Origin of the sequence: Novipirellula caenicola (assembly GCF_039545035.1) — a bacterium.
Taxonomy (GTDB): domain Bacteria; phylum Planctomycetota; class Planctomycetia; order Pirellulales; family Pirellulaceae; genus Novipirellula; species Novipirellula caenicola.
On sequence record NZ_BAABRO010000005.1, the window covers coordinates 415,297 to 436,996 of the forward strand.

At 55.2% G+C, this 21,700-nt stretch carries 12 protein-coding genes and 1 riboswitch; of the genes, 8 read left to right on the forward strand and 4 right to left on the reverse strand.

Annotated features, from left to right (window positions below; translation table 11 throughout):
- Window positions 1-23: 23 nt before the first annotated feature.
- From ABEA92_RS13315 to dnaN, 5 genes are all read left to right on the forward strand, one after another.
- Window positions 24-1,475 (forward strand): YeiH family protein, encoded by a 1,452-nt coding sequence (locus tag ABEA92_RS13315; RefSeq protein WP_345684319.1) that lies wholly within the window; start codon window positions 24-26, stop codon window positions 1,473-1,475.
- Complete coding sequence (locus ABEA92_RS13320; RefSeq protein ID WP_345684320.1) at window positions 1,472-1,711, forward strand: hypothetical protein; 240 nt, start codon at window positions 1,472-1,474, stop codon at window positions 1,709-1,711. Before ABEA92_RS13315 ends, ABEA92_RS13320 begins: the two co-directional genes overlap by 4 nt.
- A 41-nt stretch (window positions 1,712-1,752) precedes the next feature.
- Window positions 1,753-2,739 carry an FAD-dependent oxidoreductase gene (locus ABEA92_RS13325; protein ID WP_345684321.1) on the forward strand — a complete coding sequence of 329 codons (987 nt, stop codon included), beginning with the start codon at window positions 1,753-1,755 and terminating at the stop codon, window positions 2,737-2,739.
- A 39-nt stretch (window positions 2,740-2,778) separates the two neighbouring features.
- Window positions 2,779-2,839: riboswitch (guanidine-III (ykkC-III) riboswitch) on the forward strand.
- Between the two features lie 30 nt (window positions 2,840-2,869).
- Window positions 2,870-3,196, forward strand: a complete 327-nt coding sequence (locus ABEA92_RS13330; RefSeq protein ID WP_345684322.1) for a DMT family transporter — start codon at window positions 2,870-2,872, stop codon at window positions 3,194-3,196.
- Window positions 3,197-3,786: 590 nt separating this feature from the next.
- Complete coding sequence (dnaN, locus tag ABEA92_RS13335) at window positions 3,787-4,905, forward strand: DNA polymerase III subunit beta (RefSeq protein ID WP_345684323.1); 1,119 nt, start codon at window positions 3,787-3,789, stop codon at window positions 4,903-4,905.
- A 99-nt stretch (window positions 4,906-5,004) separates the two neighbouring features.
- Here dnaN and ABEA92_RS13340 read toward each other — a convergent pair whose 3' ends face one another.
- From ABEA92_RS13340 to ABEA92_RS13355, 4 genes are all read right to left on the reverse strand, one after another.
- On the reverse strand, window positions 5,005-11,280 hold the full coding sequence (locus ABEA92_RS13340; protein ID WP_345684324.1) for a carboxypeptidase-like regulatory domain-containing protein: 6,276 nt from the start codon (window positions 11,278-11,280) through the stop codon (window positions 5,005-5,007).
- 488 nt (window positions 11,281-11,768) lie between these two features.
- Window positions 11,769-15,440, reverse strand: coding sequence for an AAA domain-containing protein (locus ABEA92_RS13345; protein ID WP_345684325.1), 3,672 nt, complete (start codon window positions 15,438-15,440; stop codon window positions 11,769-11,771).
- Window positions 15,441-15,630: 190 nt separating this feature from the next.
- Complete coding sequence (locus ABEA92_RS13350; protein ID WP_345684326.1) at window positions 15,631-16,899, reverse strand: MFS transporter; 1,269 nt, start codon at window positions 16,897-16,899, stop codon at window positions 15,631-15,633.
- A gap of 137 nt (window positions 16,900-17,036) precedes the next feature.
- Window positions 17,037-17,939 (reverse strand): HAD-IB family phosphatase, encoded by a 903-nt coding sequence (locus ABEA92_RS13355; protein ID WP_345684327.1) that lies wholly within the window; start codon window positions 17,937-17,939, stop codon window positions 17,037-17,039.
- 287 nt (window positions 17,940-18,226) lie between these two features.
- Between ABEA92_RS13355 and ABEA92_RS13360 the strand changes: the two genes are divergently transcribed.
- From ABEA92_RS13360 to ABEA92_RS13370, 3 genes are read left to right on the forward strand one after another with little or no spacing between them, the layout of a single operon-like run.
- Entirely contained in the window at window positions 18,227-19,318 is a 1,092-nt protein-coding gene (locus tag ABEA92_RS13360; RefSeq protein ID WP_345684328.1) for a GntR family transcriptional regulator, read from the forward strand.
- Window positions 19,319-19,336: 18 nt separating this feature from the next.
- On the forward strand, window positions 19,337-20,353 hold the full coding sequence (locus ABEA92_RS13365) for an HAD-IIB family hydrolase (protein WP_345684329.1): 1,017 nt from the start codon (window positions 19,337-19,339) through the stop codon (window positions 20,351-20,353).
- 14 nt (window positions 20,354-20,367) lie between these two features.
- On the forward strand, window positions 20,368-21,579 hold the full coding sequence (locus tag ABEA92_RS13370) for a glycosyltransferase family protein (RefSeq protein ID WP_345684330.1): 1,212 nt from the start codon (window positions 20,368-20,370) through the stop codon (window positions 21,577-21,579).
- Window positions 21,580-21,700 lie beyond the last annotated feature (121 nt).

The window sequence follows — 21,700 nt, forward strand, 5'->3', positions numbered from 1 at the left end:
CTCCTACCCCATGATTCCCACCCATGAGCACTGAAGCATCTTCACCAAAATCCAGCGATCATGAATCGATCGACGACGATTCGGTCCTTGCCACACCACCACCGCGACCGAGTCTGTGGAAGGACATGTCGACCAGCGAAGATTGGTGGGCGATTTGGTGTGCCGGCCTGTTGCTTCTTGGTGCCTTCGCCGCCGTTTGGTTCAGCCAAGGCGAGCACGTCAGCGAAAATATCGTCGCCGGCGAATCGGTCAGTATCACCAGTCCGCTAAAACCCTACCTCTCGAAACCGGGCAAGTGGACCGACAACCCGATTGACGCCATCGCATCAAGTTGGCAAGGCATCCTTGGAGCCTTTGTGATCATCGGGGCGTTGTTTGCGGTCGCCAATCAGATGCGGGGTAAATCTGCGTCGGCCTTCTTGGCGGCGTTCCCGTTCGTGTTTCTGCTGGCGACGTTGGCGTATTGGATGTCGGGTCAAAGCGTGGTCAAAGCCTACAATCTTGAATACGCATTGTGGGCACTGTTAGTGGGGCTGATCATCAGCAACACGGTCGGCACGCCCAAGTTTCTGCGTCCGGCGATCTCGACTGAATTTTTTATCAAGACCGGCTTGGTACTGCTTGGGGCGGAAGTGCTGATGAGTCGCTTGTTAGCCTTGGGTTTGCCCGGTGTGTTTGTCGCTTGGGTGGTCACGCCGGTCGTGTTGATTTCGACGTACGTGTTTGGCCAAAAGATTCTAAAAATCCAATCCAAATCGCTCAATATGGTGATCTCTGCGGACATGTCCGTGTGTGGTGTCTCGGCCGCGATTGCCACGGCGGCGGCATGCAAAGCCAAGAAAGAGGAATTGTCACTTTCGATTGGTTTGTCATTGGGATTCACCGTCATCATGATGGCGGTGATGCCCGCGGTGATCACCGCCACGGGTATGGATCCCATCCTGGGTGGCGCGTGGTTGGGCGGAACGATTGATGCTACCGGTGCAGTGGCAGCCGCCGGTGCGGTGCTGGGCGACGAAGCACTCGAAGTCGCGGCAACCGTGAAGATGATCCAAAACATTCTAATCGGCGTGACCGCTTTCTGCGTGGCGATCTATTGGGTCACGTTTGTCGAACGAGATCCAACGGGTCCCAAGATCGGGCTGTCCGAAATCTGGTATCGTTTCCCAAAATTTGTGCTCGGCTTTGTCTCGATGTCGATCCTGTTTTCGGTACTCTATTCCTCGTTGATTAACGGACCGGAACTGATCAACGCGATGATCAGCGGGTCGACCAAAACGCTTCGCGGTTGGCTCTTCTGTTTGGCGTTTGTTAGCATCGGGTTGGAAACCAATTTCCGTCAATTGTTTCCTCAACTCAAAGGCGGCAAACCTCTGGTTCTGTATGTCTGCGGTCAATCGCTCAACTTGATTTTGACTTTGCTGATGGCTTGGTTGATGTTCAAAGTCATCTTCGCGGATGCGGTGACGCCATGACCCCACGCGGACGCGTTTACCGAGCGGTATCGCTGGCGGGTTCGATTGCCGTGCTTTGGATCATTTGGTTGGTGATCCTGCCGGCGTATGCTCGCCAGCCAAAGATGCGTGATCATTTGCAGTGGCTGGACGATCAAGGTATCGACCCCAGCGCGATGTATTACACCGAGCTGGAGGTGATGGAGGATATTTTGGCGAAGCAGCGGCAGGCCGAGCTTCTGCACCACCCTCGGTAACCATTACTTTCGATCGCCGTTTTAAGCCTGAAAGAACCGTCATGAACAAACCAGTCCAAGGTAACATCGCGATTGTCGGTCAAGGATTGATGGGGCTGACGTCCGCTCTGCGGCTATTGGAAGCTGGTTTTGCGGTAACGCTGTTTAGCAAGGAACCGTTTGAGCAAACCAATTCGATGTCGGCTGGCGCCTATTGGTGGCCGCACCGAACGTATCCCATGGACCGCGTGACTTCGTGGGCCAAAACCACGTACGACGAGTATGTCAAACAAAGCGCCGACGCTGACTCGGGCGTCTTTTTTGAACAACACCTTCGTTTCTGTCTCGATCCCGACGACAGCGCGTACGTGCTCGACATTGTCGACCAATGGGAACGAGTCGACGGCGCCGATTATGGAGTGCCCTGTGCCGAAGCGTTCCGCGTCACCGTGCCGGTGATCGACGTTCCCATCTTCATGAGGCAATTGAAACAACGTGTCGCCGGCGCCAACGCAGCGTTTGTCACGCGAACGATTGAATCACCTGATTCGTTGTTCCCCGAGTTTGATCTTGTCGTGAATTGTACGGGAGTCGAGGCTCGTGAATTTGCCCACGATGAAGAGGTCTTTCCGATTCGCGGGCAAGTCGTCCGTGTGGCTCGTCCCGAAGGGCTCCGCCGATCGACGCGGATCTATCAAAAGGACGATCGATTCACGTTGGTGCTGCCTCGCACCCACGACGTCATCCTTGGCGGGACGGCGCAAGAAGGTGACTGGGACCGCAGCGAACGCGATACCGATACCGCGGCGATCCTTGCTCGCTGTGCTGAAATTGTGCCCGAGATCAAGGACGCCAACGTGCTAGGCACCGCCGTCGGGCTTCGCCCCGGCCGTCATGCCGTCCGGCTTGAGCTGGACACGAGCTCCTCAGCCCGCCCCGTGGTACATAACTATGGTCATGGCGGCGGCGGCTACACCGTCGCATGGGGATGTGCCGACGAGGTGGTGGCACTTGTGCGAGGCGTCAAAAAAGATTCCGACACGTTTTGATCGGGTGGAGACCGTTGTCACGACCGCGTCATTCGTTAGAATCGGTTTCGCTACGCCCGGACGAGACGCGCCGTACCCGGTCAAGACAAGACGACGCACTTACGAATTTAGTTTCCGTAGGAGCATCGTCATGAAGCCGTGGATTATTTTGTTGATTGCCGGATTGTTAGAAACCGCGTGGGCGGTGGGGCTGAAGTATACCGACGCGTTTACCCGGTTTTGGCCGAGCTTGATGACCGCCGTCGCGTTAATTCTTAGCATGGTGTTGCTCGCCATCGCGGTACGCGAGCTTCCGATCGGCACCGCCTACCCCGTGTGGGTGGGAATTGGCGCTGTCGGCGCCGCGACCTTTGGCATGCTGTTTCTGAGTGAGCCGGTTTCGTTGCCCCGGATTTTCTTTCTCGGTTTGCTGCTGCTGGCCATCATCGGATTGAAGTGGACGTCGGTCTCGGCGTGATGGAGGTCCAGCGACAAATCGTGCTTGAGGGACTCGCTGGGGATCCAAGGGTTCGCCGCGAAGCGAGCTCGATTTGTTTGTCGCCCCTTCTCCATCTTTACCTCGGATCCAGCTTGGTCTCGCTGCAACAACGTTACACGAGCACACTCACTGGCATCGTGAAACGCCCCGATTGGTGGTGACGAGGAAAGCTTTCAAAACTATTTTTTTCGTGGATAACCTGTTCATTCCTCGAGCGTCCTTGGTGGACGGTTGTCATCGCGGTCTGTTTGTCGTTTCGTGGCGGTGTTGGCCCGTGTTGGACTTTGCCCTGGTTATCAACCATTCACACACCTGACATTCACGCTTTTTCCACATTCCTACCTGAACCGCAACTCTTTCTGTATCAACAAGTTACGATTGTGAATCTAGACTTACCAACAGCTGCTTTGCTCGAATTAAGACTACGACGATTTATATATTCTTTAAGCCTTTGATAGCCACCCAGTGAATGTTCAGCTGTAGAAAGGATTCACCACTACACACATCCGCCCATGAACCGGTACAACATGGCTACGAAATCTTCTTTCTCTTTGTAAGTCCATGGTTCCATGAAGATCACTTGCCAACGCGAATCGCTCACCGCTGCTTTTGCACTTGCCGCCAGCATCGCTCCGACTCGTTCGCCCAAAGAGATTCTTCAAAATGTGAAGGTGACCGCATCGGGTTCGCGGATCACCTTGACCGCCACCGACTTGGATGTCGGGATTCGCTTGGATCTCGAAGAAGGGGTGGAAGTGGAAACCGAAGGCACCGCATTGCTGCCCGTCCAACGGACGATGGCGATCCTGAGAGAAAGCAATGACGAAACGCTGACGATCGAGACCGATGAAGCGGGGATTCGTATCACCGGCAGCCGCAGTAAATTCCGGCTTCCCGGCAACAATCCTGATGAATTCCCCAGCGTCGCGGAATTCAACGAAGACAAGTACCACGTGCTACCGACCCGTTTGTTCCGTGAAATGGTTCGCCGCACCGTGTTTGCCACCGACGCCGAGAGCAGTCGTTACGCTCTCGGTGGGGTACTGCTTGAAATGGAAAGCGACTCGGTGGTTGCGGTCGGTACCGACGGTCGCCGGTTGGCCAAGATGGAAGGGACTGGCGAATCACAAGGTGGTCACCAGACGACCGGAACCAGTACGATTGTGCCCACGCGAGCGATCCAGTTGATGGAACGTGCCGTCAGCGACAAAGACGACACCGTCGACGTGGCAGCCCGCTCTAACGATTTGCTGATTCGGACCCCACGAGCGGTCATCTATTCACGATTGGTCGAAGGGCGTTATCCGAATTGGCGACAAGTGTTCCCAAAACGTGAAACGGCCCAACAGATCGACATGGCGGTCGGACCGTTGTTTGCCGCACTTCGTCAAGCCGCGATTGTGACCGATCATGAGAGCCGAGGGATCGATTTTACCTTTGGTGAAGGCACGCTGAAACTCGAAGCCAGCACAGCCGACATTGGTGAGTCGCAGATCGAATTGCCGATTCCCTACGACGGCGAAACCATCACGTTGACGATGGACCATCGTTACGTCGCCGATTTCTGCAAGGTGTTGGATAACGAAACGAATTTCATCATGGAAATCGAATCGTCATCCAAACCCGCACTGTTAACCACCGATGATGGTTTCAGTTACGTGATCATGCCGATGGCCCGCGACCGCTAACGATTAGAGCATCTGCATAAATACTGCAGAATCCAAGCCGTAGTTACGTTCGCCCGAACGTGGTCCACCGTCTGGCGACACTAGCTACAACAAAGACCTTTATCGGGGCGGAGCGACATCGTGTAACGATGCACCTTTCTCTGCACTGATCACCAGGATGGCAAAACGGGTCGCACCTTTGGCATCATCGGCACTGACGCTGGCGTAATCAAATCGGCCGCGTGAATCGGTGTAACCGTCCTTATAAAAACGGACGTCTCCATCGGGATACTTTGCATAGACCTTCACATACGCGGTATCGATAGGATGGTGAGATTTCGCATCACTGGCCTGCAGCTGCCCGTAGCTTTCCGAGACATAGGTCGTCATCTCGCCACCAAAATAGAGTGCCGTGTCTCGTGAGGCTCCCGCGACAACTTCCACCAACAACGTTTGTCGACGGCGGTTCTCATCAAGCTCATAACGGGCCACCCCATTGGCTTGATCAAAGTCAAGCGTTTCGCTCCGCGTTGGTTTGACCATCGCCATTCGCTGCAGATCTTCGCGAACAAACGGAGCCTTGCTAAACAGCAACTCGAGATCCACACCGTACAGATTCAGCGTCGCGGATTTGGATTGACGATGATCGATTCGCAACGAGTCGCCTTCGACACGCACAAGGACCTCGGGTTGCTCGTCCGCAGCAGAGGCTTGTTGCTGTTCTCGATCGAGTACCGCTAGATCACCGCTACCCTGTTGGATCGCATCGGGTTCACCCTTGGCGGGGTCTTTGGAAACAAGTTGCTCGTTCATTCGCAAATCGCGGCGCTGACGCAGCTGGTTCGCCAGTTCACCAAACCGTGATTGCCAACGCGGCACCAATTCATCACGGCGAAGGTTGGCGATTTGTTCGGCTCGGTCGTATTGGCCCTGATGCATGGCCAAGTAGGCGTCCATGTAGTCGTATTGCAATTGGGTCGCAATCGAGTCTCGGTCGATCTTGGCAAACGTATCGATTGCTTCTTCGATTCGATTTTGGATCAAAAGATAGTACGTCAAGGCAAGACGTTGGTTTTGCGGGATCTCGCTTTGGAACCCCAGCACGCGGACAAAGTCACGATATTGGTCAAGGAAGGTCGAGTTAAGAATCTCGTTTTCGGCCTTCAAACGATGAATACGAGCCCGTACCAGTGGAGCGTACTCGAGCATCTCGATGATCCGTCGCTCGATCGCATCGACTTGCAGCAGCGGGCTGTCCAGTTCCGGTCCAACTCGTTCGACCAAATCGTCCGAAAGCGACAAATAGGTGCGAATCGCGGGTTCATCACGGTACTTTAGCGAATAGGCCCAGAGTTCCGATTCGGGGAGATTGGCACTTCGCAGCACCTTGATGACGGCTTGATACACGTCCGGCTGTTGCATGCGATGTGCGATCAACATCCAATCGAGATCGCGAAGGTTCGCCGAGGCGAGGAAATCAGTGATCTCGGCCGCGGTGCCGCTACGAGCGACCTTGTCCCACGTCACGCTAGTCAATTCCGTTGGTTGATCAACGACGTTAAACGATCGATTCTGGGCACGGGCAAGCAACTCGCCATCGCTTGCGACCGTGGCAGGATAGTGCGGGAAATCGCCGGCGGCGGGAAAGTAGAACTCGTACTCAACCGCGTGGACCGCAAACGGAGCGAGCGTGACGGTCTTGCTGTCGGTCACTTGGCTACCGCTCAGCGGCAAACTGCCCTCGGGGATCTGCCAGAACACATCGACGGTTTGTGGATTGGCTGTGGGATTCGAAATGACGGTTTGCCCCTTGTAAGCGACGCCTGTCAGAAACTCCTTGGGCTCTTCGCTGCGGCGATTCTGGCTCGGTGGCGGCGTATTGGCAGCTGCGAACCGTTGCCCCACCAAGATGCTGCTGTTGGCGTCGTCGTTGACCTTTAGCGTCCGCAACCGTTTCATCACCACGGCAACCGGATGTTCCGGAGCGTAGGATTCACCTTCGTTGCCGGGCAAACTGATATCACCCGATTTCAGTGGCAACCCGCACATCGCAAGCGCCACCAACGCGGCGTGACGATTCTCTACGGGATACAACAGATGCGACGACACCGGTGGATTGTCGCTGTCCGAGAGTGCCAAGTCAGCCCAAAACGGATCGACTTCGATCAGATCGCTGGGAAACGGTTCCTGCACGGTAAAAACTTGATCCCATTGGCTTTCGGCCCACTGTTTTGTCGAGTCGAGTTCACGAAAGAAAGCCAACTCCCTCGCAGCGGAGCGACGCGAGAATCGGCCCAACACTCGCTTTTCCTCTTCTTCGCCCAGTCGTTCTCGGTCAAGCGATTCAAAATCTTTGAGATCCAACGATCGCTTCTTTCGAGCGGGAGCCGCCTTGGCTTTGTCGTTGCGGGGCATCGCGCCGCCGCCAAACGCAAATCCGCCGCCTCCCATCCCGCCGCCCCTGCCGCCAAGTCCTTCGAACTCGGCCATGTCATCCATCATCATCATGTCGCTGCCGAAATCTTCGAACATGACGTTGGCTTTCAGCGCGCTTTCAATGTTGATGCGGATTTGTTGGTGATCGGTGTCCTGCAGATCGATCCATTCCTTCAATTCGCGTTGCACCTGGTTGCGAACCTTAGGCATCCGAATTGCCAATAACGCTCGCTCGGCGTAGTTCAGTTGATTGTATTTCCACAGCTCGGTGTACGGTTTCAGATCGTCTTCGAGCAGCCAGTGATCGACAAACTGCTTTTCCTTTTTGTTTTCGAGATAAGGTTTGATGATCTCAGCAAAAAAGTGGGGGTCATGCATCTTTAGGAATAGATGTAGTTCGTGGCTTGCCAATCGAGAGTAGGCTTCCAGCTTGGCTGATTTTTCGAGTTGATCCCACGTGGCGAGTTCCTGAAATTCTTCGAGCCGAGGGTCGGGAACCAAGGTCAGATACAGTTTCAACAACGCAGCGACATTTCCATAAACCTGCAGTTGAGCCGACCCAAGTTGCTGGAAATCGAGCGGTTTGTCTTTCGATACGATCGTCACGGCTCGTTCAAACGAGACCGCTTTTTCGGCTGCGATCGCTTTGGCAAGTCGCAGATCGATCGTCTCGATATCGTCGAGCGGAGCCGTCATGGTTCGCTGGATCACCGTGGATGGATCGGTAACGATGATTTGCAGCAGCGGCAGCCCGTCGATCAAATTAGCCGGCACACTGACAACCCCATTTTCGTCGGGTCGCAGATTGGTGATAGTGACGCCACAATCCGCCAAAAAGTCGTAGTCCGACGTTGGGGCTTCGGTGTCCTCACTTCGACGATCCGCCTCGGCTCTCATCCGCGACAGATTGTCTTGCGGGGCACTCGCCCTCGGTTCATCCCCCGCCGTCACCGATTGGCTGGTATTGCTTGTTTCCTCGGTTTCCCAGGGATTCAAGATCACGCTGGGCTGCGGCAACATCACGCCGGGATACTTGGCGGCGTACCGGCGACGCAGCACGTATTGGTATTCGTCGCCTAATCGTAGATCACTGATGTAACCGCATCGAGGAAGCGAAACGCTTCGCCCACGCAATCCCGGCATTGGCAAATGCAGCGGATCCGCGGGACTTTCCACATCCAAGTACCGAGTCGCGAACACATGCACACGAGCCAAGTCGGTTTGTCCAGACAACTGTATTCGCAAGCCCTCCGCATCCCGTACCATCGACGCCACGCCGAGGGGAACGATGGGTGAGACCTCGCGATGACGAATCTTTCCAACCGCGACATGGTCGATCACCGGCCCATCGACGACCGCGATCGCGGTTGGTGCCGCGGTGTTACGGTCGATCAAACGGTAATCGCCCGCCGCCAGCTTTTTGATGCGAAGCAGTCCTTTGTCGATCACCAATTGATCGCTCAAATCGGCGTCGTTGACTCCCGCGCGTAGTCGAATCAATCGGTAGCGATCCGAGACCGGGTCGGGCGAATCAACCACCGGCAATTCAATTCCGATGTCCGTGGTTGTGTGAACGGTGTTAGGCCAAAACACCTCGTCAAGTTTTAGGTCACGAGTATGTCGCGGCCCCGATCCGGCAGCGAAGCTGATGCGCTTCACGTATGGCAGTGACGACAACCGTACCCTGCCTTGTTGATCGGTTTGCAGCGTTTGCTTGATCTCGGAGCCGCGGACATGGGTCGAGAGCGAAATCGAGACGGTCGCCCCGGCAATCGCTTCGCCGGATCGACCGCGAACTTCGATCACATATTCATCACCATCACGCGTCAGGAATGCATCATGTGTCGAATTGGTTTTCCGAATCGTAGCGATTTGCCACTGCTGAGTCGTGCGAAGCCTACGCCACTGGTTCGTCGATAACGAGCGGATTTGGCCGCTCAACGACGCTTGAACCTGCAACACTCGAGCGGGGACGCGAAACGGCACCACCAAATCGCCCTGCGAATTTAATTTGATGTCCTCGATCGTTTTGGTGGTCGTAATGCCATCCAGATCGACCGCCTCGATTTGGACGCTGACATCGGTCAACAGCGAAGGATCGAGCGGGGTGTCGCCCATGGCAATGCGTGGGCGGATCAGCAATGAAGTACTTTCACCTGATTGCACTTGGGTGCGATCCAGGTGCATCCCGGCGGTCAAAACGTAATCTTCGACAAAGTGAGAAAATTTGATTTTTTCGGCCAATTCACCATCGCTCACGATCGCATCGCGGTGAGTGGCATCGGATACCGGCGGCAACGTCACCGAGCCCGAATCGTCGGCTAGAAATTCGCGTCCCGCGACGATCATGCGGGCGTGAGCGATCGGTTTGCGGTCTTCATCAACAATCGTGAATTTCATTCCATCGGCGGTGATCGTGTCGACGTGGTGCAGTTCGCCGCGGCGAATCATCGCTCGAGCGCGGACGCCTTTGCCGACCAAATCCACCACCCAGACGCCTCGACCACGGATTTCGTCGAGTTCCAAAATTTCGCGATGACGCTGAACCGCAGGTTGGGTGTAGGTGAGTTTTCGCTCGTGGGTGGCGACCAATCCGTCAAGATCGATGTCGGTGTCCAGCGGTTCTTGGTGCGTTCGCAGAAAAGCGAGTGAGTTGATTTCATAGATGCGAAGTACCAATTCGTCGACGTTTTTGATATCCACGATCAACTGCGCCGGATTGTCACTATCAAATCGCGGTTTGTTTTGCGGGGCCAGTCGCAGCTGGACCGAATCACGGATCGATTGCCGCTCGGCAGGCGACAGCAAGCGATACCATTGTTCTTCGTCACCAATGCCGAACATCAACTTGGTTTCGGCAAACACACGCCACAGGTAATCGGGTTGGATCAGTTCTGCGAATGCATCGCTGTTATCGGCGTCCTTCAAAAAGTGTTCGAGGTAGACGCGGACCAGCGAAACTTCGTCCCCGATCGGCGGCAGCAGAGCCATCGGCATGAAGTTTTCACCAAGGTTCGCCTTCGGTGCAGGACGTTTTGCCCATTCCGGGTGCACGATGGGACTGTGCCGCGGCAACGCGAGATAACGCAGAAAGAGCTCGCGATCGTAGACACCGGCCGCTAAATTGGCTTCGAGCAAACGGAACGCCGACGAGGCTTTCAGTGAGTTGTAACTTGGTGGCAGCGTACGAACATAGGCATCGACTCGCTGCAGGTAGGCCCGCCGCTGAGCCGGTTGCTGTGACAAATCAACATCGTCGCTTGGACGCAGACGCAATAACTTGGCCGACACAAACGAGTTATCGTCGGTGATCTCGGGCACCGCCGCCGCGACACGATCCAGTTCGGCAAGCGTTAGCACTTGATGCGCCGCCAAGTCGCCAAAACGGACCTCTTGTTTTCGTCGCGATTGCAGTTCGCGAATCACCAGCTCGTCGAGGTCTTTGATCGTGGCATGATCGACTCGGGCGAGAAAATCATGCAAATTCAGTTTTAGACCCGCGGTTTCGCCGCTTCGATACTTTTCGGCCAATCGCTGCATCCCGATCGGCAACAGCGTGTCATCCTGCTGCACCGCCTCTCGAACCAAACGATCAAGATCCAACAGTGCGACATCAAACTGGCTCGGGTAACGTCGTTCGCCTTTGACCGGCGGCGCAGGATGATGCAATTGGACACCAAGCCGTTTGACCAAATGGTCGATCGTTCGCTCGGGGGTCTGTGAATAGGTCAGCAGCCGTTGGCGATCGATCATGCCGCGAATGACCGCGGTTTCTCGGCCTTTGTTTTCAGCCAACCAATCGTTCAGGAAGACTTCGGCGCGGTCCAATTGGCCCGAGGTTTGGTAGTGCAAACAGTGGTAAAAGTAATAGTCATCACTGGCGGGGATCAGTTCAGCAAGAAACGCCTCGCGATCGTCCGTCAAAGCGTATCGTTCCATGATGCCGATGGGTTCTGCCATGACGTTTCCTATGGCGAGTGACAAAAAAAGACCGAAACCGAGTAGGGCCCGAGCGGGCGAGGTCGCATGCATGACAGCAAGTTCCAGGTGCAAAAGGAGATGGCCATAGCCATTATAGATCGCCGAAACATCATAGTCACAACGATCCATCGAGCCCTTTATTAGATCGAAAGTGCCGGATGCGTGTAAAAAAACCGGAAAAACACGCAGCATGGTCCCCTATCCAGCGGATGATAGGCCAAGTCTGGGTTGCGGATGCCGTGGGGATCCGCATCGGGGCAGCGGCTGTGGCTGTTCGACTGGCACCTCGGCACCAACATCGACCGTGTCTCAATGGGTTAGCCGCTTTCGACCAACGCGGTGAACGGCTTGTTGATTGAATCCAATTGCAAATGGCACCGGACAGTGCGTGGAACCCGGCGGCTCACGCGTCGCGGCTCATTAAATCAACTAGCGGTGAAGCATTTCGTCGCGAAATTAGCACAAACCTAAACCAGCTTCGAACCAGGTTTTAACACCATGATCTGCTCGGTGTTGGGCACCTTGGGTTGCTGTTCAGTCACAGAATCATCCGCAAAGCAGGCGAATTTGCCGTCTTGGTGTTCAAACCAAAACAGCGGTTCCGCCAACAACGTGCCGTCGTTGTCGGTGATGGGTTCTTGGTGAATCTCAAAACGATTCCATAGATCGGCCAGCCATTGGCGATGTTCATGTCCGATGCGGTCCAAGACGTCCTGTTGGTCCTCTCCGGCACTGGTCGATATCTCGATCTCCGGCGTCGTATTCATCGCTTTGACGCAGTGTTCAATCGTTCGGCACAACCGCCCCGAAGCGGCCGAACCGGTGCGGGTACAGTACAACGCCAACAACGATCGGGCTCGCGTCATCGCGACATAAAGATTGCGAGCGAGAATGTCACCGCCGGCGGTAACGAATTGGTCGACACAGGGGATCATGACGACTTCGGATTCGTAGCCTTTGTAAGAGTGCGAGGTCGTCACGATCAACGTGTTGGCATTCCGCTCGAACGGACGGTTGGTTTGAACCGATAACTCGACGCCGATTTCGGCTAACTTGGGCGCCAGTTTTTCTTGCAACAAGGAAACGACCGATTTGCCGTTGTACAACAAACAAATGTCGCTCGGTGAGATTCCTTCCTGTTGGATCAGGTACTTCAAATGAGTCGTAATCGCCTCGATCTCGGCGGTTCGATGATCAAATGGATGAAAGATTGGCTTGGGACCTTCGATCTGATTGAATCGAACGTTCAACCATTCCAAGCCGTTGCGTTCGGTTCGATCTAACAACCCCATGCTCAACAACTCGTTCTGGTCTTGGCGTTGGTCTCGCGGGGTTAAACGTTGCAACACGTTGACAGCGAGTTCGGCGATCGGAGCGGTGGAGCGAAAGCTTTCTCGCATGATCGTACTGCGGCCTCGCATATCGAGCCCAAACTCGGACCATTTTGGCGTTTTTCGTCCGTAGATGTTCTGAGCGTTGTCGTAGAAAATGTGAGCCGAGCGGCTGTTGGTGTCTTGCGGGTCCGTTTGCTCGACGACCGATAACAACAATTTCAATACCGATGGCCCCATGTCTTGAGCCTCGTCGATAAACAGTGCCGAACACCGCGGCAACAGCTCAGACGCATCTTGACGACTCAAAAACTGTTCCGCAGCCCGGTCATAATCAAAGTCAAAACTATCCATCGACAACGCGACATTGGGAAGCATTCCTGACAACACGTCCTTGACATGCAACAGATGCACTTTGTCCCAAGGAAATGGTTGCTGTGGAAACAGTTCTCCTTTGCACAGGTTTTCCCACGCCGATTCGATCGATTCGCGAAGCAATTTGTGCAGCGACCGGTTGGCGTAGACGGCCCAGATGCGAAGATCGTTGCTGCCTTCGAATCGCTTGACGGTCTTGGCAAGCCAGTTACAAAGGACGATCGATTTCCCGCTGCCCGCCACCCCACGAACCAATCTCGGTTTACCGTCGAGATTCAATTGGGTCAGCCGCTGCTGTTCTTCGGAAAGGATTGGCATCATTCCTTTGCGGTTGGCCACTTGGTGTCCCATGCTGCGATTCGCATTTGAAGATGTCTGATAATTGGGACGCGACTCGGCAACGGTCGTGGCGTTGCCCGCAGCATGAAAACCCTGATTCGTTCGGCTGACTTTTTCCCAGCCGAACGCATCACCATGGGGTTTCAGCACGCTGGGGGTCAGATGCAGTTTTAGCGGTTTTAGATACGGTTCGTCCATTTCACTGCGACTGGCCAACACGATGACGGCTTCGCGAGACCGGCTGAGGGCGACATTGACAAGCCGTTTCCATTCGTCGTAGGGCCAATTGTAGCTGCCCGCATTGACGGTATCGAAGATCACGATGTCGGCTTCGGAACCCTGTTGGCTGTGAACCGTCGACGCTTCCCAGTTTGCTAAATCCCACGCAGCGAACTGCTTTTCGATCGCGTGTGCTTGGGCTTTGTAGGGAGAGACGAACAGACCGTTGGCGGTCCGCATTTCAGGATCGACAAAGATCTTTTGCAGCACTCGCGACGTGATTGATCGTATCCAGCTCTTGTTGCCCGCCCCTCGCTGGGCACGAATGGACGCTAGATCGGTGGGCTCTTCATCGAGTACGTACCAGATCGCTCGCGAATGATTGCGGAGCATCGCTGGAATTAGCGAAGGTCGTTCTTTGGTCTCTTCGGCGGTTTGCAGCATTCCGTCGTACTGGAATTCGGAAACGACCTGGCACACATCGGGATGCATGCGTCGCTGTTCGGTTAACACATGTACGGCGGTGGGAGTAGCGGTTAACTGATCGAGATGGCTGAGCCCACTGCTGGCTAACCACGTCTGTTGGCGGGTGGGCAGGATTCGCGAGATACGGCTGATCGGCGCAAGCTGTTTCGAGTCGCCGACCAAGACAACGCGTCGCGAGGCCAGCAGCGAAAGCGCCGCGACGGCCGTTCGCGAGATCAGTCCCGCCTCGTCAATGAAGATGGTCGTAAACGGAGCATCGCCTGATTCCAAGATTTTGATGATCGTGTCATCCCGCAAAAAGCTTGTGGCTTTGAAGGCGGTCGCAACCACCACATCGACATCAGGATCGACAAACAGACGTCGGCTGCGGTCGTTTCCCTTGGCTCGCAATTCACCGATCTGTTTGCGAGTCAGTGCCTTGTCTTCCCAGCTGTCGAATTGCCGCAGCTGGTGGGCGAGATCATCGATTTTGTAAAGCACCTCGGATTCGGTGCCTTGTAGCATCCATTCGAGTTCCGCCGCCGCAAACGATTTCAGCGAGGCTCCCTTGCCGATGCGTAACAATCGCCCTTCGGCCAGCGCATCAGCGGATCGCTCGCGAGCGGCGTGGCCGATCGACAACGCCGCTGCATCGGAGGCGCGATTGGTGGTCGAAACGACGAGGATCCGCTCGCTGTCATCTTCCAACACCGCGGCAATCTGTTGTCCGGTCGTATAGGTTTTGCCGGTGCCCGGCGGTCCCCACAGAATCGACCAAGCATGTTGCCACCAGGTTTGCAGCGGTGACAAACCGACGTTGGATGGGGTTGAGATGGTCGGATGAACATCACCTTGGGTGGCATTCAAACGACCTGGCAGCAGACATCGAATTTCAGCGTACTCGGCCGCATTGTAGACGGCGTCCAAGACCGACAGAAACTCGAACGGACGGACGAAAAAGGATCCTGTTGTGGGGATCGCTTCGGGATTATCCAAACTAATAAAGAGACAACCGTTGCGTTCATCGACCTCCAAGATTTCGCCCGACCAATCGACGCTGTCGTCCACATCGGCCTGTTCATACGCAAAATCCGAGGCGTCGTCATCAAAGGATTTCGGACGAAATGCCTTGGCACCTTCCCAAGTCCAATCGAACTCGACCGAGCTGCCCAAATGGATCACGCACACCACCCCGCGATCGCGTTCGGCAAAGAGGCTGACACGGCGGCAACGCAGCCGTTTCCATTTCGAGCAATCGCGGAATTCTTGGCGAATCGCCGTCGCCGCATCCTTCAGCAGCGGCTCGTCGCCGGACGGCAAATCAAGCTCGGACGCAAAGCGAGCGGGACGAAACAGGTCATCCTGTGCCGCATTGTCATTCGACTCGCATTCCGGAAACGCTTCTTCCATCCGATCTGTGCCCTGTAACCCTTCGAGACCTCGGCAGCCACCATACAATTGCTAGTATGACGTGTCGGACGGATGATGAGTACCATCGCAGCGGCGGATTCCGGGTCGAGATGGACCGGCGAAAATGGAGAAAAGACGGTGGTCGGTTCCACCGGTTGTCTTGTCTGCGTCCCGTTTTCAGTCGCCGATTCTATTGGCGATGCGGCCGCGTCGCGGACGCCAGCGCGATCGTGACCAACATCGTTCCCGCCAAGCTGCTAAGTGCCACTCGCAGGCTGACCCATTCGGACAACAGCCCAATCAGAGGTGGTCCAAGCAGAAATCCGAAGTAGCCGATCGTGGAAACCGTCGCCAACGCGACTCCGGGGGAACTGCCCGGCAGTTTCCCGCAAGCGCTGAAGACCGCGGGAACGATCGTGGCAAGGCCTGCTCCGATCAACGTGAATCCAATCAGCGCCACGACAACGTGATGAGATGTTACCACGATCAGAACACCGATCAGTGCAATCAACGCACATACTCGCACCTGTTTGACCGGCCCTAGCCATGCCGAAAAACGGTCTCCGGCAAATCGCCCCATCGCCATGGCGATCGCGAAGGTCGCATACCCCATCGCGGCGATGCCTTCGCCAATGCCAAGTGTTTGATGCAGCAGCACCGCACTCCAATCGGCCATCGCGCCTTCGCCTGCCATCACACAAAACGCAATCACGCCTAGCACGAGCGTCGCGTTTCGCGAGGCACGACCCGGGTGCGGCAAACTCGTTTGCTGACTTGCCGCATTGCCATGTCGGTCGTTCGCCGTCGTCGGATTGGATCGCCGCAGAGGTTTGTCGTTCGCAGCGTGATCGTTTTCGACGCGGTCGTGTAACAGACGGGAAATGATCGGCTGGGTGGCGGTGGCAAACGCCGCTGTGACCAGGATGAAATGCCACTGCACGTTCACACCGCTGATGGCGATTAAACTGCCCGCCAACGCACCTGCCAATCCTCCGATACTCCACAACGCGTGGATCGACGAATTGATCTGCTGGTTCATGCGTCGCTCGACTTCGAGCGCTTGAACATTCATGGAAACATCCAACATGCCATGACCGACGCCAAAAATGAATAACGCAGCGATCAACGTGACCAAACCGGGCATCAGCGGGATCGTCGGCAGCCCGATTAGATAAATCGCGAGGCTGATCGCAGCGATCCGCCGACTGCCCACTCGCGAACAAAGCCAGCCCGCGCAAGGCATCGCGACCACGGCCCCGGCCGCTACGACCATCAACGCAAGCCCCAGCGTTCCATTGGAAAGTTGAAACTGAGATTGAATCGCGGGAATTCGCGTTGCCCAGGTCGCGTACAAAAATCCGTTCAAACAGAACAGCGCACGCACCGCCCACAGCGAAGCGTTTAACGGCATCGCCGCAGGCGTACGGATCATTTGAGCTGGATGGATGACGTTCGCCATGATCAGTTGGTGACTATGGTTCAAAGGGGGGGACTGACGGATCGACCATTCGCCGCGATCGCCGCTGGCGTGGCGTGCAAATGGCCGAACCGTCTAAGAGTAAAAAGGGGACACACCGCGTTGATGTCAATGCATGCTTAGACCGCATGTAGCGGAGCACTCGCGGTTTCATTCACGGTGGCAACGATCGCCAATCGATCGACTTGGGTTTTCTCCCAGCCTTGGACGTCGAGCCCGTGTTGTTCAAACAGTTCGCGAATCTGGGATCGATCGGACCATCCGATGACGTCTTCGAGGATCGGGATCAACACACTAAACGCGTTGTCGCTCAGTACCGTGCGTCGAGCGATCGGCGCCAAATGGGTGTTTTCCGATACCGCGATCGTGTAGCCGTCACAGCGGTTCAGGTGCAGCATGACGTGAACATCCGAGCTGCCATCACCGAGATAGACGATCCGGTCCCAAGGAATACCAAGCTGTTCTTGCAACTTGTCCAACACGGTGACCTTGCCATAGCCGGCGGTCAATTTTGACACCGACGTGATCTCGCCCGTTTCGGGATGGTAATTCAGCCGCGTTCCGAAAATACGTTCCGGTGGCACGATGCCTTCGAGCGCCGAACGAACGACTTCTTCGGGCGATGCGGACACCACATAAAATGTGAAGCGATGTCCATCGATTCCTTGCTGCAGCAGCTCCATCAGCGGAGCCAGATTCTTTTTCAAACGAATCCGCTTGCCTGCTTCCCACAAATGTTCGCGGCGGACTTGGCGATAATCGGGATCGTGCAGCAACAGGTAAGTCAATTCGCCGCCCTGTTGGACGAGGTGCGAATTGGCCAAACCCTTCACCTTCGCTTCAAAGTCCGCGAGCCCCAACATCGCGCTGAGTTCGACTCCGGTGTCGTTGAAGCTAAGCGTCTGATCAAAGTCGCTGGCGATCAGATAGTGTTTCCTCCGCGAGGGCGATTTTGGTTCCACCAAATCGTCGAGGATTGAATGTGAGTTGAACGAACGTTCAACCGAGATGGTCTGGTGCATGTTCGTCTTCCTATTGCCCTATGAGTTTCATTTCAAATGGAATTCACGAGAACCCGGCGATCATCAAATGTCGAAATGTCGATCGCCTTCGCCGTGCTCTTCGTCGTCAATCCTACGGAGATGCCATGAAATGGTATAGACAAATAGGCTCAGAAGACCAAAATAGCTGTAAGGTTTTAATGTCAAGTTGTTAGTGACAATCCAGTGATGTCGCTCTTGGGAAAATAGTTGGCCATTAACGGATTGAATCCACTTATTTCCTTCATATTTGAAAACGTTAATGGAAAATGGCCGATCCAAAATACAAGCAAATCGCGCAAGAATTAATGGCTGAAATCACAGCCGGTAAGTATCAACCAACGGGTCGATTGCCAAGCGAAGCCCAGCTTGTCAAGCGATTTGATGTGTCGCGGCCGACCGCGGCGCTGGCACTGCGACAATTGCAAGATCAGGGGCTTGTGGTTCGTCGCGCTGGTTCGGGCAGCTTCGTTCGGCAACACCCCGGTCGGGTCGAAACGGCGCAGCAACAAATCGGGCTGCTCGTCCCGGAGATCAACGAGACCGAGATACTCGAAGTGATTTGTGGCGACTTGGCGAGACTGTCTCGATTGCATGACTTCAGTTTGTTGTGGTCCGCCGGCGTCGATGATGACTCGGACGACATCGCAAGAACATTGTGCAAACCATTTCTCGACCAGAACGTCAGTGGTGTGTTTTTTGCGCCCTTTGAACTGCACGAGCTGAGTCGCGAGTTGAACTTGCAAATCACCCGACAACTGCGTCAGGCCGGAGTTTCGGTGGTCCTGCTGGATCGCGACATTCACCCCTTCCCGGCGCGTAGCGAGTTTGACTTGGTGGGGATTGATAATTTCGCCAGCGGGTACCTTGCCGCGTCACACCTCTTAAAACTGGGTTGCCGACGATTGTTTTTTCTCGGCCCTCCCATGGCGGCACCGACGATCCTGCACCGGATCGCCGGAGCTCGAGAGGCGGCGCTGAGCTACCATGAACCAGAGGTCCAGTTTGACGTCGAGCGGTTGCAGCCGGACGATGAACAAAGGGTTAAAGCGATTGCTGCGAAATCGGATGCAATCATCTGCTCGAACGACCGTTTGGCGGCGACGCTGATGCAAACGTTGGCGCGTATCGGAATTGCGGTGCCGTCGGATATCCGCTTGGTCGGGTTTGATGACGTGAAATACGCACAATTGTTGACAGTTCCGTTGACCACCATTCACCAACCGTGCCGTGACATCGCAATGGTCGCGTTTCGAGCGATGTTGGACAGTATCGAAAAGGTCGTCGTACCCCCCAGACACTGTCTGCTGCCGGGTCAATTGATCATCCGTGAATCCTGCGGTGCCTACTTGGGTCGCTGATTCATGCGGTAAGGAGTCATGTGTTGGACATCCGTCGCGTCCACCAGCGGCGTTCAGATTGACAATATTCAAGGGGGGATGCCGCATAACACGCCGGCGACATCGAGAAAGGCCCACAATGTCGCGGCTGTTCGACCGCACGCCGATGCTCTGTGGCGAATTACTTGGCGTTCGCCTAAACTTGACGGCATGCTACCGAACTCCACACGACTGATCCTGTTCACCGATCTCGATGGTTGCTTGCTTAATAAGCATGATTACGACTGGTCCCCCGCCGCAGAGACGCTGCAGATTCTAAGTAAGCGTCAGATACCTGTGATCCTGAACTCCAGCAAAACGGTGGCGGAGATGACTCAGCTGGCCCGCGAATTGGGACTCGCTGGCAAGACTTTTATCTCCGAAAACGGCTCGGTCATTCGCTGGGGTGACGAGCTGGAGAAAGGCAAATCGGATTCTCCCACGGGCGAGATCGAAGTCATTGGTGCGTCACGCGACGATATTCTCTCGGTGCTGAAGCAACTTAAGACAGAATATCGCTTTCGCTCGTTCGCTGATTTGGGTGTGGACGGCGTGATGGACGAAACTCAGCTCTCGCGAGACAAAGCTCGATTGGCAATCGCCCGCCAGGGAACCGAACCGCTGTTGTGGGACGATAGCGACGAACAGCGAACAAAGTTTGAACAAGCCTTGTGCACTCACCAGCTGACATTAACCCGTGGTGGACGTTTCTGGCACGTCGCCGGAAAAACGAGCAAGGGCGTGGCGATGCAGCGAGTTGCCCAGTGTTTGTCACACCCCGATACCAACACGTTGACGGCCGCGATCGGAGACAGTCCGATTGATCAAAGCATGTTGGACCAAGCGGACGTGCCGATTGGCATTCCGACACCGTCCGGGCTTGGGGTCAACATCGCGTCACCTGGCATCGTGGCAAAACAGCAAGGCGCAGCGGGCTGGGCCGAAGCGGTTACTCAATTGCTGTCGCGACTGGATGCCGCGGCATCCGCGACACAAAATTCTCCTCCCCTTGTCTAATCAAACGAAACACCATGGCTGACTTCGCTCAAAACGGCATCATTGGAACGCTGCACAATCTGCGGAATCGTTCCACCGAAGAACTCGAAGCGGAGCTGGTCGAGTTTTCAGCAGAGACACCGATGTCGTTGCTGTTACCGTGCCTGTTTTCCGAACTCGAAGGCCCGGCGATGGGTCCGATCGTCGAAGAATTGGCGAAGATTCCCTACTTGAGTGAAATCATCATTGGGCTGGACCGAGCCAATGAAGAACAATTTCACGCCGCCCGACGATTCTTTGACAAACTGCCGCAGAACTATGTCGTGCTTTGGAATGACGGAACGCGACTGCGGCACGTGGACGCGGCACTACAAGCCGAAGGAATCTCGCCGATTGAACCGGGCAAAGGACGTAACGTATGGTACTGCTTGGGCTATTTTCTGGCCTCAGGAAAATCCAAAGCGGTCGCGCTGCACGACTGTGATATCCTGACCTACGATCGGTCGCTGCCCGCTCGATTGTTGTATCCATTGGCTCATCCGTCGTTTAACTATCTGTTTTGCAAAGGCTATTACTATCGAGCCGCTAACGGACAACTCAATGGTCGTGTGTTCCGGCTGCTGGTGATTCCGTTGATCCGAGCACTCAAAACGGTGCTTGGTCGTGTGGAATACCTCGACTACATGGGCAGTTTTCGCTACGCCTTGTCGGGCGAATTTTCGATGCGGTCTGAAGTCGTCACCTCGCTGCGGATTCCCAGCGACTGGGGACTCGAAATTGGCACGCTCTCGGAAATGTATCGCAACTGTAGCTTGAATCGGATTTGCCAAGCGGATGTCGCGGACGCCTATGATCACAAACATCAAGTGGTCTCGGAAGACGATCGAAGCGGCGGATTGCACCGGATGGCGAATGACATCTGCAAAGCCTTCATTCGCAAACTAGCCGTCGAAGGCATCGTGATCAGCAACAGCATGCTGCGAACTCTGAAAGCGTGTTACTACCGTACCGCACTCGATGTGGTCGATCATTATCACAACGATGCCGTGATGAGTGGATTGAACATGGATCGTCATCGCGAGGAAGCCACGGTCGAACTGTTCAGCCGCGTGTTGGTTGCTGCCGGAGACGATTTCTTGAATCGTCCCGACGAAAGTCCTTTCATTCCCAATTGGTCACGCGTGACCAGTGCGCTGCCGGACATTTACGACATGCTGTTGGGGGCGGTAGAAGCCGACAACGCCTGATTTTGCGACCTTATCGTGATTTCGATCTCCGACAACGCAGGCCTGTCCCCACATGATCTAGGATAAACATGGGACGCGATCGGTTTGGCCGATGCTGGAAAGCGGCACCTGGGGTTCATCG

Bases quoted from the DNA above. Each gene is read 5' to 3' on its own strand.
- dnaN (WP_345684323.1), top strand. From the start codon at position 3,787: ATGAAGATCACTTGCCAACGCGAATCGCTCACCGCTGCTTTTGCACTT.
- ABEA92_RS13360 (WP_345684328.1), top strand. From the start codon at position 18,227: ATGGCCGATCCAAAATACAAGCAAATCGCGCAAGAATTAATGGCTGAA.
- ABEA92_RS13345 (WP_345684325.1), bottom strand. From the start codon at position 15,440: ATGGAAGAAGCGTTTCCGGAATGCGAGTCGAATGACAATGCGGCACAG.
- ABEA92_RS13355 (WP_345684327.1), bottom strand. From the start codon at position 17,939: ATGCACCAGACCATCTCGGTTGAACGTTCGTTCAACTCACATTCAATC.
- ABEA92_RS13320 (WP_345684320.1), top strand. From the start codon at position 1,472: ATGACCCCACGCGGACGCGTTTACCGAGCGGTATCGCTGGCGGGTTCG.
- ABEA92_RS13365 (WP_345684329.1), top strand. From the start codon at position 19,337: ATGTGTTGGACATCCGTCGCGTCCACCAGCGGCGTTCAGATTGACAAT.
- ABEA92_RS13325 (WP_345684321.1), top strand. From the start codon at position 1,753: ATGAACAAACCAGTCCAAGGTAACATCGCGATTGTCGGTCAAGGATTG.
- ABEA92_RS13370 (WP_345684330.1), top strand. From the start codon at position 20,368: ATGGCTGACTTCGCTCAAAACGGCATCATTGGAACGCTGCACAATCTG.
- ABEA92_RS13340 (WP_345684324.1), bottom strand. From the start codon at position 11,280: ATGGCAGAACCCATCGGCATCATGGAACGATACGCTTTGACGGACGAT.
- ABEA92_RS13330 (WP_345684322.1), top strand. From the start codon at position 2,870: ATGAAGCCGTGGATTATTTTGTTGATTGCCGGATTGTTAGAAACCGCG.
- ABEA92_RS13350 (WP_345684326.1), bottom strand. From the start codon at position 16,899: ATGGCGAACGTCATCCATCCAGCTCAAATGATCCGTACGCCTGCGGCG.
- ABEA92_RS13315 (WP_345684319.1), top strand. From the start codon at position 24: ATGAGCACTGAAGCATCTTCACCAAAATCCAGCGATCATGAATCGATC.